Origin of the sequence: Silvania sp. (assembly GCF_051656365.1) — a bacterium.
GTDB classification, from domain to species: domain Bacteria; phylum Pseudomonadota; class Gammaproteobacteria; order Enterobacterales; family Enterobacteriaceae; genus Enterobacter; species Enterobacter hatchlandensis.
The window spans coordinates 1-16,299 of the sequence record NZ_JBOGBT010000055.1 but is presented as its reverse complement, the minus strand read 5'-3'; the positions used below and the strand labels follow the sequence as shown (position 1 = coordinate 16,299).

Genomic DNA, 16,299 nt, shown 5'->3' with positions numbered 1-16,299 from the left:
ACACTACATCTCCTTCACCAGGAAATGCTCTTCCCGCAAGCATAGCGTGAAGATTCAGCGTTTTCTTTTATGAGATGTAAATATAATAAAGCCCGGTTTAATTCACCGGGCTTCTGAGGAGAGCATTTCGACACGAAGCTCATCGGGCGGTAACCCGACGCTGAGGATAACGGGCTGCCATGCTTCACGCACCGCGAGCTTATGCGAAAAGCCACGCGCCAGTAAAAAGCCGCCAACGCCACCCAGCGCTGCGCCGCACATGGCGGCCAGATCGGTGCCGAACAGCACCTGGAATACGCCGCCTACCGTAAAGAGTCCCACCAATGGAGAGAGGTAGACCAGCATGGCTGATCCCAGCAAGCTACCTTCTGCGATACCTAGCTCCACCTTCTGCCCTTCTACCAGCGGCTGAGAGCTGGGCACGACGATGGTGTGCGTGGTTTGCGGACCCAGTTTATTGAGGACCCGGCTTCCGCAACCCGCCCGGGAGGCGCAACTGTTGCAGGAGGCTTTAACATCACAGCTCACCCGCGCGACACCGTCCTGCCATGAAACGACGGTTGCCCATTCTTTGATCATTGTCCGGCCTTGAATTTAATACTGTCGGCGATGCGTTTTGCCGTCGGAGGCGGCAGTTCACCGACTATGGTGATCTCTGCATTATCGCGCACCGTAGTGCTCACCGTACGACGTCCGGTGCGCAGCATCTGATCGGCGCTCACCGCTGTGGCGCGGTTGATATTGACCGAGAAGCTAAACAAACCGTCGGAATAGAGACGTGATTCAACCGGAGTATCAATGGTGGGCAGCTGACGTCGACTGCTGGACACTTCACTAAACCCTTGCGGGATCCAGTTTGGTGCCCAGTTGAAATTAACCGTATCACCCACAGGCACGGAGAGTAACGGCGGCAGGTTGGCTTTAGCCAGATTCTGCATGCTATTGCCGACCTGGTTATCCACGGTGAAGGAGATTACGCGGAACTGTTCCAGCGTCTCACCGTCGCGATCCAGCAGATCGACACGCATTGGCAGCTTGGTTTCTGCATCCATCCAGACGATATAGCTATATCGCGTACCGTCTCTTGCCACCACGCGCAGGACGTCGCACAGCCTGTCCGCAATACGGGTGCGGCCTACGGAGATAAAGTCGTAGTAAGGCGCAAGACGCTTGAAGTCTGTGTAGATTAGCGAAGGCAGCGAATCTACGATGTAGTCGCCGTTTAGCGTAAAGGGTTCGAGCCCCGGCTCAAAATAGCTGATTTCATTGCCACGCTGCACCACTTCGCGGCGCGGGCCATCCATCTGCAAGAGCTGGGCAAGCGGCTGTTTATCAAGTCGGGCATGGCGGTAGCGTAATGATTCTACACCTTGCTTGTTGATACTGATAAAAGCCAGTTCGTAGTTGAGTGACTGGCTGGCCTGGTTCATTTGCTGCAACAACGCCCCGGATGAATTATCAGCCGAGGCGTTTACAGAGAAGAACAGGCCACCCGCCATCAGAGACATGGCGCACCAAAGTTGCTTCATTACTGCGATTGCGTTCCTAAGGTTTGGTTTCCGGGCACTTGCACAGCAGCTTGCTGGGTTTGCGCCTGCTCAAACTGGAGCTGTTCGGAATGCAGACGACGCTGCAATTCGTAATCCTGCAACATCGCATTGATGCGACGGCGCTGCTCTTGTACCTGCTGCTGCTGACCGGCTCCCGCCGACGATGCATCAGAAGGTATGCCCAGACTTACCGGGCTGGCTTTGCCCATCATCGGCAGCGTGTTAAACACTGGCGCTTCTGGCTGCTGGTTCGCTTCAGATTGGGTATTATACTGCTGGACGCCAACAATAACTGCAAGCGATACGCAAGCAGCCACTCCCATTTGAGTCAATTGACTCGCCCAGGGACGCACTTTGTTCCAGAACGGCATCTTCTGCCACAGGTGCGGTGCAGGTTGGGCTTCAGGAATCAGCGGAGTGGCCTGAGGAACAGGTTCGTTCTCAATGGCCGCCATTACACGTGCTGAGATATCGAAATGGAGGACGTCGCCGGTATCACCGCGCAAAGTATCGCGGATGAGGTGATAACTCTCCCAGGTTTTTTGCATCTCAGGAGAGCGAGAGAGCTCGTTGAGCAGCTCACTGTCCAGCGTTTCACCATCCATTAAAGCGGAAAGTTTTTCTTTCTGCATGCCTAATACCTTTTCCAGTATCCCGCTAGAGTCAACGCCTGATTAGCGGTTGAACTTTATTATCAATAGCTTCTCGCGCACGAAAAATACGTGAGCGAACCGTACCGACCGGGCAATCCATGATAGCGGCTATCTCTTCATAGCTCAGCCCATCCAGCTCCCGCAACGTAATTGCCATACGTAAATCTTCCGGAAGCGACTCGATGGTACGAAAAACTATTTGTCTCAGTTCTTCTGACAACATTAAGTTCTCAGGGTTCGAAATTTCTTTCAGCGCGCCGCCGCTTTCAAAATTCTCTGCGTCGATAGCGTCCACATCGCTTGAAGGCGGACGACGACCCTGAGCAACCAGGTAATTTTTGGCCGTATTGACGGCAATACGGTAAAGCCAGGTGTAAAAAGCACTATCCCCCCGGAAAGATTCCAGCGCGCGATAGGCCTTAATAAAAGATTCTTGTACTACATCAGGGACATCCCCTGACGGTACATAGCGGGAAACCAGACTCGCCACTTTATGCTGGTAGCGCACCACCAGTAAGTTAAAGGCTTTCTGTTCTCCCTTCTGGACCCGTTCAACCAGGACCTGGTCCGTTAACTGCTCGCTCATCCGAGGTAATGTCTCCCCAAACCTAAAATCCACGCGTTATCGAAACGCCACTCCAAACACTGCACTGTGAGCAAGCAGTTGCTTTGAGGGTCTTTTTTTCAAATAGTTCCGTCACGCCTTTGTTTTTGTTAATCACGTCGCAGACTGTTCATTTTCTATCATTATAAGTCTGATACTGATACGCACCCAGTTTCTGATAAGAAATGGCATTTTCCGCTTGAAGGGTACCGCAAGACGGGCTTTATTTCATCACAAAATCTGAAGCTAACGATCTGCTTCGCAAAATATTTTCGTCTTTTTTGCGCTTCCCCGTGTCGCCCCACGTGTTTAGCCATTGCAACCCCATGCAAATAAAACGTGCGATTCATCGCATTCGGGTGCTATGCTGGCCCGACACTGTTTAGTAAATTAAACAAACATCATGAACGCAATGTCTGAACTTACCTGTGATGTACTGATTATTGGCAGCGGCGCCGCTGGACTCTCCCTGGCGCTGCGACTCGCGCCACATCAAAAAGTGATTGTCCTTAGCAAAGGTCCTGTCAGCGAAGGCTCCACCTTCTATGCCCAGGGCGGTATTGCCGCAGTGTTTGATGAGACCGACAGCATCGACTCGCACGTGGACGACACCCTGATTGCCGGAGCCGGGATCGTGGATCCCCACGCGGCCAGATTCGTCGCCAGTAACGCCCGACAGTGCGTACAGTGGCTTATCGATCAGGGCGTGTTGTTTGATACCCACATGCAGGCGAACGGTGAAGAGGGTTATCATCTGACGCGGGAAGGCGGGCACAGCCATCGCCGGATCCTGCATGCGGCGGACGCCACCGGTAAAGAAGTTGAAACCACGCTGGTCAGTCAGGCGTTGAGTCACCCGAATATCCAGGTACTGGAACGCAGCAATGCGGTCGACCTGATCATTTCCGATAAAATTGGCCTGCCGGGAACGCGTCGCGTTGTCGGTGCCTGGGTCTGGAACCGGAATAAAGAAACGGTTGAAACCTGCCGGGCGAAATCCGTTGTGCTTGCGACCGGCGGCGCGTCCAAGGTTTATCAGTATACCACCAACCCGGATATCTCCTCCGGGGATGGCATTGCCATGGCCTGGCGCGCGGGCTGTCGCGTCGCCAACCTTGAATTTAACCAGTTCCACCCCACCGCGTTATTTCACCCGCAGGCGCGTAATTTTCTGCTCACCGAAGCCCTTCGTGGTGAAGGTGCGCACTTAAAACGCCCTGACGGGACGCGCTTTATGCCGGACTTCGATGAGCGTGGCGAGCTGGCCCCGCGCGACATCGTCGCCCGCGCCATTGATCATGAAATGAAGCGTTTAGGCGTGGACTGCATGTATCTGGATATTAGCCATAAGCCCGAAGAATTTGTACGTCAGCACTTCCCGACCATTTATGAGAAGCTGATGGGCTTAGGCATTGACCTCACCAAAGATCCGGTACCTGTGGTACCTGCCGCGCACTATACCTGCGGTGGCGTGATGGTGGACGATCATGGTCGGACCGATGTTGATGGTCTGTACGCTATCGGCGAAGTGAGTTACACCGGCCTGCACGGTGCTAACCGCATGGCATCCAACTCTCTGCTGGAGTGTCTGGTGTACGGCTGGTCGGCGGCTGAGGATATTATTAAGCGCATGCCATACGCCCGCCACGCAGAAAGCCTGCCGGCCTGGGATGAAAGTCGGGTAGAAAACCCGGACGAGCGCGTTGTTATCCAGCACAACTGGCACGAGCTGCGCCTCTTTATGTGGGATTACGTTGGTATTGTGCGCACCAGCAAGCGCCTGGAGCGTGCCCTGCGCCGTATCACCATGCTGCAGCAGGAGATGGACGAGTATTACGCCAATTTCCGCGTCTCAAACAATCTGCTTGAATTACGTAATCTGGTGCAGGTGGCGGAGCTGATCGTGCGCTGCGCAATGATGCGAAAAGAGAGCCGCGGCCTGCATTACACGCTGGATTACCCGGAGCAACTTGAGCACTCCGGGCCCTCCGTGCTTTCGCCGCTGGCTCACATAAACAGATAAAACTCGCGGGTCAGCGCCGTGTAATCGTCGGAATAACGCTGATCTGGCCCGCGGATCACCATCCTGTCGCTGAAGCACTCTCCCTCTTTCGGCGACAGCGCCAGCAGAACCCGATGCGGGAGTCTGCCATCGGTATCGGCGATATCGGTACGCAGGCGTAAAAACCAGCCCATCTCCAGTGCGTTTTTCACAAATGCGCTGCCCGTACTCTCCGGGAGTACCACGCAGAAAAAACCCTCTTCCGAGATGAGCTCAGCTGCACAGGTCAGCAGTGCGCTATGGTCGAGTGAGCCCGTATAGCGGGCCTGGTCGCGCTCAGGCGTCGCGCACTGAACGCCGGGTTCATAATAAGGAGGATTGCTGACAATTAAGTCATAGCGTGCCGTTTGCTCTGGCGCCCAGCTGAGAACATCAGCACAATGAAGCGTGATGCGCGAGGCCCACGGCGACTCGGCTACGTTTTCTGCCGCCTGCCCGGCCGCCTGGGGATCCAGTTCAACCGCGTCGAGGGTAACGGATGGTTCGGTACGCTGGGCCAGCATCAGCGCTAACAATCCGCTGCCGCTGCCGATATCGAGGATACGTGTAGCGCCAGCAACCGGCGCCCATGCGCCCAGTAAAATGCCATCCGTGCCGACTTTCATCGCACAGCGATCGTGCGCAACAAAGCACTGCTTAAAGGTAAAACCATCGCGGCGCAACTGCGCTTTGAGTTGAGACATATCAAAGCAACCTTCTTCTTCAAAACCGGAGTAGCATAGGGGAAACCGAAGGGGTGGAAAAGGGATATCCATACAAACAGATGAAGATTGCAGCCATAACGTCTATAATCAGCGCCCCACACAGAGGTAGAACATGACTGTAACGACTTTTTCCGAACTTGAACTCGATGAAAGCCTGCTGGAAGCACTCCAGAATAAAGGTTTCACACGCCCGACTGCCATCCAGGCGGCAGCCATTCCGCCTGCATTAGAAGGCCGCGACGTACTCGGTTCAGCGCCGACAGGCACCGGTAAAACGGCGGCGTACCTGCTGCCCGTCTTGCAGCATCTGATTGATTTTCCACGCAAAAAATCCGGCCCGCCGCGCATTCTGATTCTGACACCGACACGTGAGTTAGCCGTTCAGGTTGCGGAGCATGCGCGTGAACTGGCCGCCAATACCCATCTGGATATTGCGACAATCACCGGTGGCGTTGCCTATATGAACCACGCCGAAGTGTTCAGTGAGAACCAGGATATCGTGGTCGCCACGACTGGGCGCCTGATGCAGTACATCAAAGAAGAGAACTTTGACTGTCGTGCTGTCGAAACGCTGATTCTGGATGAAGCCGACCGCATGCTGGAACTGGGCTTCGCGCAGGATATTGAACACATCGCAGGTGAAACGCGCTGGCGTAAACAGACGATGCTGTTCTCCGCAACGCTTGAAGGCGATGCGATCAAGGACTTTGCTGATCGTCTGCTTGAAGAGCCGGTAGAAGTCTCTGCCACGCCGTCCACGCGTGAGCGCAAGAAAATTCATCAGTGGTATTACCGTGCTGATAATTATGAACATAAGTTTGAATTACTCAAACACGTGCTGAAACAAGATGATACGACGCGTACCATCATCTTCGTTCGTAAACGTGAGCGTGTGCATGAGCTGGCCGCTCAGCTGCGTTCTGCAGGCATCGATAACTGTTATCTTGAAGGTGACATGCCGCAGGTGAAACGCACCGAAGGGATTAAACGTCTGACTGAAGGTCGCGTCAATGTCCTGGTGGCCACTGACGTGGCGGCGCGCGGTATCGACATTCCTGAAGTGAGCCATGTGATTAACTTCGACATGCCACGCAGCGGGGATACTTACCTCCACCGTATCGGTCGTACCGGACGTGCTGGCCTCAAAGGTACGGCTATTTCTCTGGTTGAAGCGCATGACTATCTGCTGCTGCAGAAAGTGGGTCGCTACATCGAAGAGTCAGTGAAAGCGCGCGTAATCGATGAACTGCGCCCGACAACGCGTCCACCCAGCGAGAAAATGACGGGTAAACCGTCTAAGAAAGTGCTCGCTAAGCGCGAAGAGCAGAAACAGAAAGACAAAGAGAAACCGCGCGTGAAGAAACGTCACCGCGACGCCAAGAATATTGGTAAACGCCGTAAGCCGAGTGGCACGACAGCGACTTCTGCGAAAGAAGAATAAAAAAACGCCGGGCTTATCACCCGGCGTTTTTATTTACAGCGAACCTTACAGGCTTGCGGTAAAGGTACGCGCAATAACGTCGCGCTGCTGTTCTGGCGTCAGTGAGTTGAAGCGAACGGCATAGCCAGAAACACGGATAGTCAGCTGCGGATATTTTTCCGGGTGTTTTACCGCATCTTCCAGCGTTTCGCGGCGCAGCACGTTAACGTTCAGATGCTGACCACCTTCAACACGCACTTCCGGTTTGATTTCCATTGGGATTTCGCGATATTCGATTTCACCCAGTTTGTTCACCGGTACAATTTCATCTTCGGCAAAACCGGCTTTCGCGACGACGCAACGCGCTTCGCCTTTATCGCTGTCCAGCAGCCAGAAAGAGTTCAGCAGGTCGTCATTTGCAGCTTTAGTAATCTGGATACCAGTAATCATGTGATGCCTCCCTTAAACTACAGTATTAGGTGTCTGCCCTGTTCAGGGCAATTGGTAAAACCATTGTTGCTTGAGTGTATATATATCAGGCGACCCTCTGTCATTCATTGACCTAAATCAATAAAAACCCCACCAGCAAAAGGGTGATAACAGAATATTATTGTTTTATATCAATTTTCACCCCTCCCAAACTTCAACTTTTTTAATAATTTTTAAATATTATTCAGCAAGATGGCGTTTTTAGTCTGCCGATTTTGCGTCGTCGCCATATGCAGTTAAGCTAGGGCCAGAGAAAATTCGCAGGAGAGCGAGATGACAACCTCTTTGACATGGCACGACGTACTGGCCGATGAAAAACAGCAGCCCTATTTTTTGAACACCCTAAATACCGTCGCCGCCGAACGCCAGGCGGAGATCACCATTTATCCCCCGCAGAAAGATGTTTTTAACGCCTTTCGCTTTACCGAACTGGGCGAGGTAAAAGTGGTGATCCTCGGTCAGGATCCCTATCACGGTCCGGGGCAGGCCCACGGTCTGGCATTTTCCGTGCGTCCGGGTGTGGCGACGCCACCTTCATTGCTGAACATGTATAAAGAGCTCGAGGCGTCGATACCGGGCTTTAGCCGACCGGCACATGGTTATCTGGAAAGCTGGGCGCGACAGGGCGTATTGCTGCTGAACACTGTATTGACGGTTCGTGCGGGACAGGCGCATTCGCATGCCAGCCTCGGCTGGGAAACTTTTACGGATAAAGTGATAAGCCTGATTAACCAGCACCGCGAAGGTGTGGTGTTCTTGCTGTGGGGTGCGCATGCGCAGAAGAAAGGGGCGATTATTGATACCCAGCGTCACCATGTGCTGAAAGCACCGCACCCTTCACCGCTGTCAGCGCATCGCGGTTTTCTGGGATGTCATCATTTTACACTGGCGAATGAATGGCTGGAAAAACGGGGTGAAACGCCAATTGACTGGATGCCGGTGTTGCCGGCCGAAAGCGAATAGATTTATCGGAAATAGTGCCGGGTGGCGGCTTCGCCTGACCCGGCTTACAAAACAACACAAACAACGCGTGATTACGCTTTGTTCTGACGCCACCACTCTGCCAGCAGTACGCCGGTCGCCACGGAGACGTTGAGGCTTTCTACTTTGCCAGTCCCATCGATAGAGACGCTCAGATCGGCGCTCTCCAGTGCCGCATCGGACAGACCATCACGCTCCTGACCCAGTACCAGTACCATTTTACGCGGCAGCGTCGCTTTAAACAGCGGCGTGGTGCCTTTATGGCTGGAGGTGGTCACGATGGCGTAGCCCGCTTTACGGAACTGCTCAATTGCCTCAAGGACGCTATCACCGGTGATTGGCTGAACGTGTTCCGCTCCGCCTTCCGCAGTACGGATGGCCGCGCCGGATTCCAGCAGAGCAGCATCCTGCAGCAGGACACCTTTCACGCCGAAATGCGCACAGCTACGCATCATTGCACCGAGGTTGTGGGGATTGCCCACATCTTCCAGCGCCAGTACGCAGTCATCTTCATCAGCCTGACTGACCCACTGCTGAACGGTGGTACCGTTACGTTTCTTGATGATGAAGCAAACACCGCCATGGTGCTCGGTACCAGACGCTTTGGCGATCTCAGCGTCATCCACCACGTGGTAGGCTTTGCGGTTAGCCGCCATCCAGCGCAGCGCCTCTTTGAAACGCGGCGTTACGCCCTGGATAAACCAGGCGCGCACGATGCAATCAGGGCGGCTCTGGAACAGGGCCTGACAGGCATTTTCGCCATACACACGGGTTTCTTCCGCACGTTGACGGCGGATGACTTCAGGATCGATAACCGCTTTACCGCTCATGCTGCCATGATCGACAGGTGCCGTCGACTCATCATTTGGGGCGCGAGAAACAGTGCGCCATGGTGATGCATCGCGACTGAAGTCATCACGTTTAAAATCATCGCGTTTACGATCGTCACGTTTGCGATCGTCGCTTTTGCGGTCATTACCGCGGCTATTTCTCTCATCGCGGGCGGGGCGACGGCCACCGTCTGCACGAGATGGCCCTGGACGCCCGCCACCTTTTCCGGTACGCGGATTTTCGGTGCGTTTATCAGAGTCATCATCACTGCGGACATACATCACTTTGACCTTGCCGCTTTTGTTTTTCAGTTCGTCGTTCATGCTTTTCTCCACCAGCGCTGCGCGAAGCGCGCAGATTACCCGATGTACCCGCGCATAGCCATTACTTCGTATAAAAGCCTGTGACTATTGTTCTCATTGAATAAAACGCATTGTCGTTTCAAACAGGGTCGTTGATAATATGTAACATATTTGAAACATGATCGGCGCCATGCCGGTTTGCTCCCCCTGCACTACCTGAGGTTAGTTATGAATACCGTATGTGCCAACTGCCAGGCTCTTAACCGCATTCCAGACGATCGAATTGATGATGGAGCAAAATGCGGTCGCTGCGGTCAGGAATTGTTCGATGGTGATGTCATTAATGCTACCGGTGCAACTCTGGATAAACTCCTCAAGGACGATCTGCCCGTGGTTGTAGACTTCTGGGCACCGTGGTGTGGTCCGTGCCGTAATTTTGCGCCGATCTTTGAAGATGTCGCCGAAGAGCGTAGCGGCAAAGTGCGTTTCGTTAAGGTCAACACTGAAGCTGAACCTGAGCTTAGCGCCCGTTTTCGCATTCGCAGCATTCCGACCATCATGATTTTCAAAAAGGGTGAAGTTGTCGATATGCTAAATGGCGCAGTGCCTAAAGCCCCCTTTGATAGCTGGCTTAACGAATCCATCTGACATTCCGGGGCACGTAACTTGTGCCCCGTCCTCGCCTCTGCGAGAATGGCGTTTTTTCTGCGCCCTCCCCCATGACTGATAACGCCGTACTGCAATTGCGTGCCGAACGCCTGGCGCGTGCGACCCGCCCTTTTCTTGCCCGTGGTAATCGTGTTCGACGCTGCCAGCGCTGTCTGCTGCCGTTAAAGCAGTGCCTGTGCGCTACGCTGGCCCCCAGCCACGCCCAAAGCCGGTTCTGTCTGGTGATGTTTGATACCGAACCGATGAAGCCCAGCAATACCGGCCGTCTGATCGCCGATATTTTGCCGGATACCGCCGCCTTCCAGTGGTCACGCACCGAGCCGCCGCAGGCGTTACTGGATTTGGTCGCCAGCCCTGATTATCAGCCGATGGTCGTGTTCCCGGCATCCTATGCGGGTGAAGCACGTCAGGTTCTTGCTACTCCCCCTTCCGGAAAGCCGCCGCTGTTTATTATGCTGGACGGTACCTGGACCGAAGCACGCAAAATGTTCCGCAAGAGTCCTTATCTGGATGCACTGCCGGTTATCTCTGTCGACCTCTCCCGCGTGTCCACTTACCGGCTGCGTGAAGCCCATGCCGAGGGACAGTATTGCACCGCTGAAGTGGCGATTGCGCTTTTGGATCTGGCGGGTGATATCCAGGCGGCAAACGCGCTGGGCGATCACTTCTCCTGTTTTCGCGAACGCTACCTGGCGGGAAAACCCATTCGTACGGGAAGCATCACAGCAGCGGAGCCGGAAAGCGTTTAAAATCATCAGGTCATTCGCCTTTTCAGGAGACTTGTATGAGCCAGCGCGGGTTAGAAGCGTTACTCCGCCCTAAATCCATCGCCGTCATTGGCGCGTCGATGAAACCCGATCGCGCCGGTTATCTGATGATGCGAAATCTGCTGGCAGGCGGTTTTAATGGCCCGGTGATGCCGGTGACGCCCGCGTATAAAGCCGTGCTCGGCGTTCTCGCCTGGCCCGATGTCGACAGCCTGCCCTTCATCCCCGATCTCGCGGTGCTCTGCGTTCATGCCAGACGCAACCTGGCGTTACTTGAGGCATTAGGGCAAAAAGGCTGTAAAACCTGCATCATTCTCTCTTCACCACCTGAACAGCAGGCCGCGTTGCTGGCCTGCGCCACGCGATTCCAGATGCGCTTGCTGGGACCAAACAGCCTCGGGTTACTGGCGCCGTGGCAAGGGCTGAATGCCAGTTTTTCTCCGGTTCCCATTCGCAAAGGCAAGCTGGCCTTTATCTCCCAGTCGGCAGCGGTCTCAAATACGATCCTCGACTGGGCCCAGCAGCGCGAAATGGGCTTTTCCTATTTCATCGCCCTGGGTGATGGGCTGGATATTGATGTTGATGAACTGCTGGATTTTCTGGCGAGGGACAGCAAAACCAGTGCAATCCTGCTGTATCTTGAGCATCTCAGCGACGCGCGACGCTTTGTCTCGGCCGCGCGCAGCGCTTCACGCAATAAGCCCATTCTGGTCATCAAAAGTGGACGTAGTCCGGCCGCCCAGCGTCTGCTGCATTCCCATTCAGGGATGGATCCGGCGTGGGATGCCGCCATCCAGCGCGCAGGGTTACTGCGCGTGCAGGATACGCACGAGCTCTTTTCAGCGGTAGAAACCCTCAGCCACATGCGTCCGCTACGGGGTGAGCGACTGATGATTATCAGCAACGGTGCCGCACCCGCGGCGCTGGCACTGGACGAGCTCTGGCTGCGCAATGGCAAACTCGCCACCCTCAGCGACGCGACGCTTGCGCGCCTGCGTGATGCTCTGCCGCCCGGCGTGGAGCCTGGTAATCCGCTCGATCTCCGCGATGACGCCAGCAGCGAGCGCTATCTCAGCGCACTGAATATCCTGCTGGATAGCCAGGATTTTGACGCTCTGATGGTGATCCACTCTCCGAGCGCCGTGGCACCCGGTAGCGAAAGCGCCCGCTCGCTGATTGAAGCAGTTAAGCAGCATCCGCGCGGGAAATATGTCTCTCTGCTGACCAACTGGTGCGGGGAGTTCTCCTCGCAGGAGGCGCGCCGTCTGTTCAGCGAAGCGGGGCTGCCAACCTATCGAACCCCGGAAGGGACGATCACCGCCTTTATGCATATGGTGGAGTACCGGCGTAATCAGAAGCAGCTGAGGGAAACCCCTGCGCTGCCGGGCAATCTGACGGCAAACACTGGCCACGTACGTAACCTGTTGCAAAGCGCCATTGATGACGGCGTGCGTACCCTGGATACCCATGAAGTACAGCCGATTCTGAATGCCTATGGCATGCATACCCTGCCGACCTGGATTGCCAGCGACAGTGCAGAAGCAGTCCATATTGCCGAGCAAATCGGTTATCCGGTGGCGTTAAAACTGCGTTCACCCGATATCCCCCATAAATCTGAAGTTCAGGGGGTGATGCTGTATCTGCGGACCGCTGCGGAAGTTCAACAGGCTGCAGATGCGATTATCGATCGCGTAAAAATGGCCTGGCCCCAGGCGCGGATCCACGGGCTGCTGGTGCAAAGCATGGCCAACCGCGCGGGCGCACAGGAGCTACGGGTGGTGGTGGAACAGGATCCGGTCTTTGGTCCGCTGATCATGCTCGGCGAAGGGGGCGTGGAGTGGCATCCGGAAGAGCAGGCCGTCGTCGCCCTGCCGCCGCTGAACATGAACCTGGCGCGCTATCTGGTGATCCAGGCCATTAAAAGCAAGAAGATCCGCGGGCGCAGCGCCCTGCGACCGCTGGACATCGCCGGACTCAGCCAGTTTCTCGTGCAGGTCTCGAACCTGATTATCGATAGCCCGGAAATTCAGCGCCTGGATATTCACCCTTTATTGGTCTCAGGCAGCGAACTGACCGCGCTGGATGTGACGCTGGAGGTTGCCGCTTTTACCGGCGATCGTGAAAGCCGACTCGCTATCCGCCCATATCCTCACCAGCTTGAAGAGTGGGTCGAGATGAAAAATGGCGAATCGTCGCTGTTTCGCCCTATTCTTCCGGAAGATGAACCGCAGCTTCAGCGCTTTATTGCCCAGGTAACAAAAGAAGATTTGTACTATCGCTACTTTAGCGAAATCAACGAATTTACCCACGAAGATTTAGCCAATATGACGCAGATCGACTACGATCGGGAAATGGCTTTCGTTGCCGTTAGACGATCGGATGCAGGTGATGAGATCCTTGGCGTGACGCGTGCGATTTCCGATCCAGATAATGTCGATGCGGAATTTGCCGTGCTTGTTCGCTCAGATCTTAAAGGTCTGGGGCTGGGTAGAAAACTGCTGGAAAAGCTTATCAGTTACACGCGCGATCACGGACTCATCCGCCTGAATGGCATTACTATGCCCAACAATCGCGGCATGGTCGCCCTGGCGCGGAAATTAGGCTTCACCGTTGATGTCCAGCTCGAAGAGGGCATTGTCGGCCTAACGCTGCAGCTAAAGGCAGCAGGTAAACAAGAGTAAGGTACTGGAAATGTTGACCACTTTAAACGGCACTGGTGGTATCATTGCCGGCTTATGTCGTCTGCATAGTACATATAATCCTTCAATGAACAGAGAAGAAACGCACTGTGATGTTGTCAAAATTTAAGCGTAATAAACATCAACAACACCTTGCTCAACTACCGAAGATTTCTCAGTCAGTTGATGATGTAGAGTTCTTTTACGCTCCCGCCCATTTTCGGGAGACGCTTCTGGAAAAAATTGCCAGCGCAACGCATCGTATCTGCATTATCGCCCTCTATCTTGAACAGGATGAGGGCGGCAGCGCTATTTTACGCGCACTGTACGACGCCAAACGCCAGCGTCCAGAGCTGGACGTTCGCGTTCTGGTAGACTGGCACCGTGGCCAGCGTGGACGCATTGGCGCCGCAGCCTCCAACACCAATGCCGATTGGTACTGCCGCATGGCCCAGGAGAACCCGGGCGTTGAGGTACCTGTCTATGGCGTGCCGGTGAATACCCGCGAGGCGCTGGGCGTCCTTCATTTTAAAGGCTTCATTATTGATGACAGCGTGCTGTACAGCGGCGCCAGTCTGAATGATGTCTATCTGCATCAGCTCGATAAATACCGCTACGATCGCTATCACCTGGTGCGCAATGCCCGGATGGCTGACGTCATGTTCGAGTGGGTAGATCAGAACCTGATTCAGGGTCGCGGCGTGAATCGCCTGGACGATCCCCATCGGCCAAAAAGCCCTGAAATTAAAAATGACATTCGCGTTTTCCGTCAGGAGCTGCGCGATGCCACATTCCATTTCCAGGGTGATGCGGATAACGAACAGCTCGCAGTGACCCCACTGGTAGGTCTCGGTAAATCGAGCCTGCTCAATAAAACTATCTTCCATCTGATGCCATGCACCGAGCATAAGCTGACGATTTGCACCCCGTACTTCAACCTGCCAGCGGTGCTGGTGCGCAATATTATTCAGCTTCTGCGCGACGGTAAAAAGGTAGAAATTATCGTTGGTGATAAAACCGCAAACGACTTCTTTATCCCGGAAGATCAGCCGTTTAAAATCATCGGCGCACTGCCTTATCTGTACGAGATTAACCTGCGTCGTTTCCTGAGTCGCCTGCAATATTATGTGAATACCGATCAGCTGGTCGTGCGTCTCTGGAAAGATGATGACAATAGCTATCATCTGAAAGGGATGTGGGTTGATGATGAATGGATGCTGCTAACGGGGAACAACCTTAACCCGCGCGCATGGCGTCTGGATCTTGAGAACGCCATTTTGATCCACGATCCACGTCAGGAGCTGGCAGTCCAGCGCGATCGTGAACTGGAATTGATCCGCACTCACACCACCGTGGTGCGTCACTATCGCGATCTGCAAAGTATCGCCGACTATCCGGTTAAAGTGCGTAAGCTGATTCGTCGTTTACGCCGCATTCGTATCGACCGCTTAATCAGCCGTATTCTGTAACCCACAGGCCCTGTCATTGACGGGGCTTTTTTTATGGAATCCGCCATGCGTTTGGCTCTCATCTTTACCGCTCTGCTTCTGACCGGCTGCAGCCATACGGCAAACGACCGCTGGCAGGGCCAGGATAAAGCGCAGCACTTTATTGCCTCGGCGATGTTATCTGCCGCTGGTAATGAGTATGCACAGCGTCAGGGTAATAGTCCCGACCGCAGCGCGGCCATTGGGTTGATGTTTTCTGTCAGTCTTGGGGCAACGAAAGAGTTCTGGGACAGTCGCCCAGGCGGAAGTGGGTGGAGCTGGAAAGACTTTGCCTGGGACGTAGCAGGTGCAACTACCGGCTACGCTGTATGGCAGCTGGCAGAACATTAACGCAGATAAGGTCGAACTCATCCCCACTGCTTTTGATGCGCTTGTTTTCGTTGCAGATAATCCCGATCGGCGCGAATTTTATCCCACCACTTTTTAAAGATCCCAGCCGCTTCGGTTTTGACAGGATCGTGATCTAATGGACGGACATTCCCCTCTTCATCATATTTTTTTCCACCTTTATGATTGGCATAGCGTCTTGCGCGGGTGTATCCCATCTGAATGAATTTTCGTGCCATATCCATTCCCACAAAATCGTTTTGCTGGCGGTATTGCTCAAATAGCGCATAGATTTCCTGCGCAGATGTTGTGGCAACTTCAGCGTTTTTATATCGCCAGTGAGGCAAGATTTCGCTTTTATAGGGCTCAACTGACAGAACGCCTTGTTCTCCCCGCCCAACCTGGTAGAGCTCGGGATGGGTGCGAAAATTAGTATTAGCGAAATCCTGTTGATAATTGAAGGGTGGGTTCGGCAAAATAACCTCACATCACAGTAGGTCTTATTATTTTAGCCAGATATTGCCTGATTTGTCGTGCAGGCCGGATAAATGCAGTGCCGCCCTGTTTTTTCTCAGCACAACGCAAAAAGGCCATCCTTTCGGATGGCCTTTTTGCTTATTTGATGCCTGGCAGTTCCCTACTCTCGCATGGGGAGACCCCACACTACCATCGGCGCTACGGCGTTTCACTTCTGAGTTCGGCATGGGGTCAGGTGGGACCACCGCGCTACAGCCGCCAGGCAAATTCTGTTTAT

At 54.2% G+C, this 16,299-nt stretch carries 17 protein-coding genes and 1 rRNA gene; 8 read left to right on the top strand and 10 right to left on the bottom strand.

The window, feature by feature from the left end; translation table 11 throughout:
- Positions 1 to 102: 102 nt before the first annotated feature.
- Genes rseC through rseD form a run of 5 tightly spaced genes read right to left on the bottom strand, consistent with a single transcriptional unit; the run spans position 103 to position 2,854 of the window.
- Entirely contained in the window at positions 103 to 579 is a 477-nt protein-coding gene (gene rseC, locus ACRDD5_RS11260; RefSeq protein WP_438676798.1) for a SoxR-reducing system protein RseC, read from the bottom strand.
- Positions 576 to 1,529: a sigma-E factor regulatory protein RseB gene (gene rseB / locus ACRDD5_RS11255; RefSeq protein WP_271280967.1), complete on the bottom strand. Its 954-nt coding sequence runs from the start codon at positions 1,527 to 1,529 to the stop codon at positions 576 to 578. The genes rseC and rseB overlap by 4 nt, the downstream gene beginning before the upstream one ends.
- Complete coding sequence (gene rseA, locus ACRDD5_RS11250; protein ID WP_271280966.1) at positions 1,529 to 2,182, bottom strand: anti-sigma-E factor RseA; 654 nt, start codon at positions 2,180 to 2,182, stop codon at positions 1,529 to 1,531. The genes rseB and rseA overlap by 1 nt, the downstream gene beginning before the upstream one ends.
- A 31-nt stretch (positions 2,183 to 2,213) precedes the next feature.
- Complete coding sequence (gene rpoE, locus ACRDD5_RS11245) at positions 2,214 to 2,789, bottom strand: RNA polymerase sigma factor RpoE (RefSeq protein WP_271269076.1); 576 nt, start codon at positions 2,787 to 2,789, stop codon at positions 2,214 to 2,216.
- Positions 2,786 to 2,854, bottom strand: coding sequence for a rpoE leader peptide RseD (gene rseD / locus ACRDD5_RS11240; RefSeq protein WP_231313890.1), 69 nt, complete (start codon positions 2,852 to 2,854; stop codon positions 2,786 to 2,788). Before rseD ends, rpoE begins: the two co-directional genes overlap by 4 nt.
- 356 nt (positions 2,855 to 3,210) lie before the next feature.
- Between rseD and nadB the strand changes: the two genes are divergently transcribed.
- Positions 3,211 to 4,830, top strand: a complete 1,620-nt coding sequence (nadB, locus tag ACRDD5_RS11235) for an L-aspartate oxidase (protein ID WP_271280965.1) — start codon at positions 3,211 to 3,213, stop codon at positions 4,828 to 4,830.
- On the opposite strand, the gene trmN is transcribed toward nadB, so the two are convergent.
- Complete coding sequence (gene trmN / locus ACRDD5_RS11230; protein ID WP_271280964.1) at positions 4,815 to 5,552, bottom strand: tRNA(1)(Val) (adenine(37)-N(6))-methyltransferase TrmN; 738 nt, start codon at positions 5,550 to 5,552, stop codon at positions 4,815 to 4,817. The genes nadB and trmN overlap by 16 nt on opposite strands.
- Positions 5,553 to 5,685: 133 nt before the next feature.
- Between trmN and srmB the strand changes: the two genes are divergently transcribed.
- Complete coding sequence (gene srmB / locus ACRDD5_RS11225) at positions 5,686 to 7,014, top strand: ATP-dependent RNA helicase SrmB (protein WP_438676797.1); 1,329 nt, start codon at positions 5,686 to 5,688, stop codon at positions 7,012 to 7,014.
- Between the two features lie 45 nt (positions 7,015 to 7,059).
- Here srmB and grcA read toward each other — a convergent pair whose 3' ends face one another.
- A complete protein-coding gene (gene grcA, locus ACRDD5_RS11220) occupies positions 7,060 to 7,443 on the bottom strand; it encodes an autonomous glycyl radical cofactor GrcA (protein ID WP_438676796.1) in 384 nt (127 codons plus the stop codon).
- Positions 7,444 to 7,755: 312 nt separating this feature from the next.
- On the opposite strand from grcA, the gene ung reads away from it, so the two are divergent.
- The gene (ung, locus tag ACRDD5_RS11215) at positions 7,756 to 8,445 is read left to right on the top strand and encodes a uracil-DNA glycosylase (protein ID WP_438676795.1); all 690 of its coding nucleotides are present in this window, start codon (positions 7,756 to 7,758) and stop codon (positions 8,443 to 8,445) included.
- Between the two features lie 71 nt (positions 8,446 to 8,516).
- On the opposite strand, the gene ACRDD5_RS11210 is transcribed toward ung, so the two are convergent.
- Positions 8,517 to 9,617 carry a tRNA/rRNA methyltransferase gene (locus tag ACRDD5_RS11210; protein ID WP_438676794.1) on the bottom strand — a complete coding sequence of 367 codons (1,101 nt, stop codon included), beginning with the start codon at positions 9,615 to 9,617 and terminating at the stop codon, positions 8,517 to 8,519.
- A 207-nt stretch (positions 9,618 to 9,824) separates the two neighbouring features.
- Between ACRDD5_RS11210 and trxC the strand changes: the two genes are divergently transcribed.
- The 5 genes from trxC (at position 9,825) to ACRDD5_RS11185 (ending at position 15,548) form a co-directional block, all read left to right on the top strand.
- The gene (trxC, locus tag ACRDD5_RS11205) at positions 9,825 to 10,244 is read left to right on the top strand and encodes a thioredoxin TrxC (RefSeq protein WP_271280959.1); all 420 of its coding nucleotides are present in this window, start codon (positions 9,825 to 9,827) and stop codon (positions 10,242 to 10,244) included.
- Between the two features lie 71 nt (positions 10,245 to 10,315).
- Complete coding sequence (tapT, locus tag ACRDD5_RS11200) at positions 10,316 to 11,014, top strand: tRNA-uridine aminocarboxypropyltransferase (protein WP_438676793.1); 699 nt, start codon at positions 10,316 to 10,318, stop codon at positions 11,012 to 11,014.
- Positions 11,015 to 11,049: 35 nt separating this feature from the next.
- Entirely contained in the window at positions 11,050 to 13,713 is a 2,664-nt protein-coding gene (locus ACRDD5_RS11195; protein ID WP_271280957.1) for a bifunctional acetate--CoA ligase family protein/GNAT family N-acetyltransferase, read from the top strand.
- A 110-nt stretch (positions 13,714 to 13,823) separates the two neighbouring features.
- Positions 13,824 to 15,179, top strand: a complete 1,356-nt coding sequence (pssA, locus tag ACRDD5_RS11190; RefSeq protein ID WP_271281044.1) for a CDP-diacylglycerol--serine O-phosphatidyltransferase — start codon at positions 13,824 to 13,826, stop codon at positions 15,177 to 15,179.
- 45 nt (positions 15,180 to 15,224) lie between these two features.
- Complete coding sequence (locus tag ACRDD5_RS11185) at positions 15,225 to 15,548, top strand: YfiM family lipoprotein (protein ID WP_271280956.1); 324 nt, start codon at positions 15,225 to 15,227, stop codon at positions 15,546 to 15,548.
- A gap of 17 nt (positions 15,549 to 15,565) precedes the next feature.
- On the opposite strand, the gene ACRDD5_RS11180 is transcribed toward ACRDD5_RS11185, so the two are convergent.
- Positions 15,566 to 16,021: a DUF4385 domain-containing protein gene (locus ACRDD5_RS11180; protein ID WP_438676792.1), complete on the bottom strand. Its 456-nt coding sequence runs from the start codon at positions 16,019 to 16,021 to the stop codon at positions 15,566 to 15,568.
- Between the two features lie 148 nt (positions 16,022 to 16,169).
- A 5S ribosomal RNA gene (rrf, locus tag ACRDD5_RS11175) occupies positions 16,170 to 16,285 on the bottom strand.
- Positions 16,286 to 16,299 lie beyond the last annotated feature (14 nt).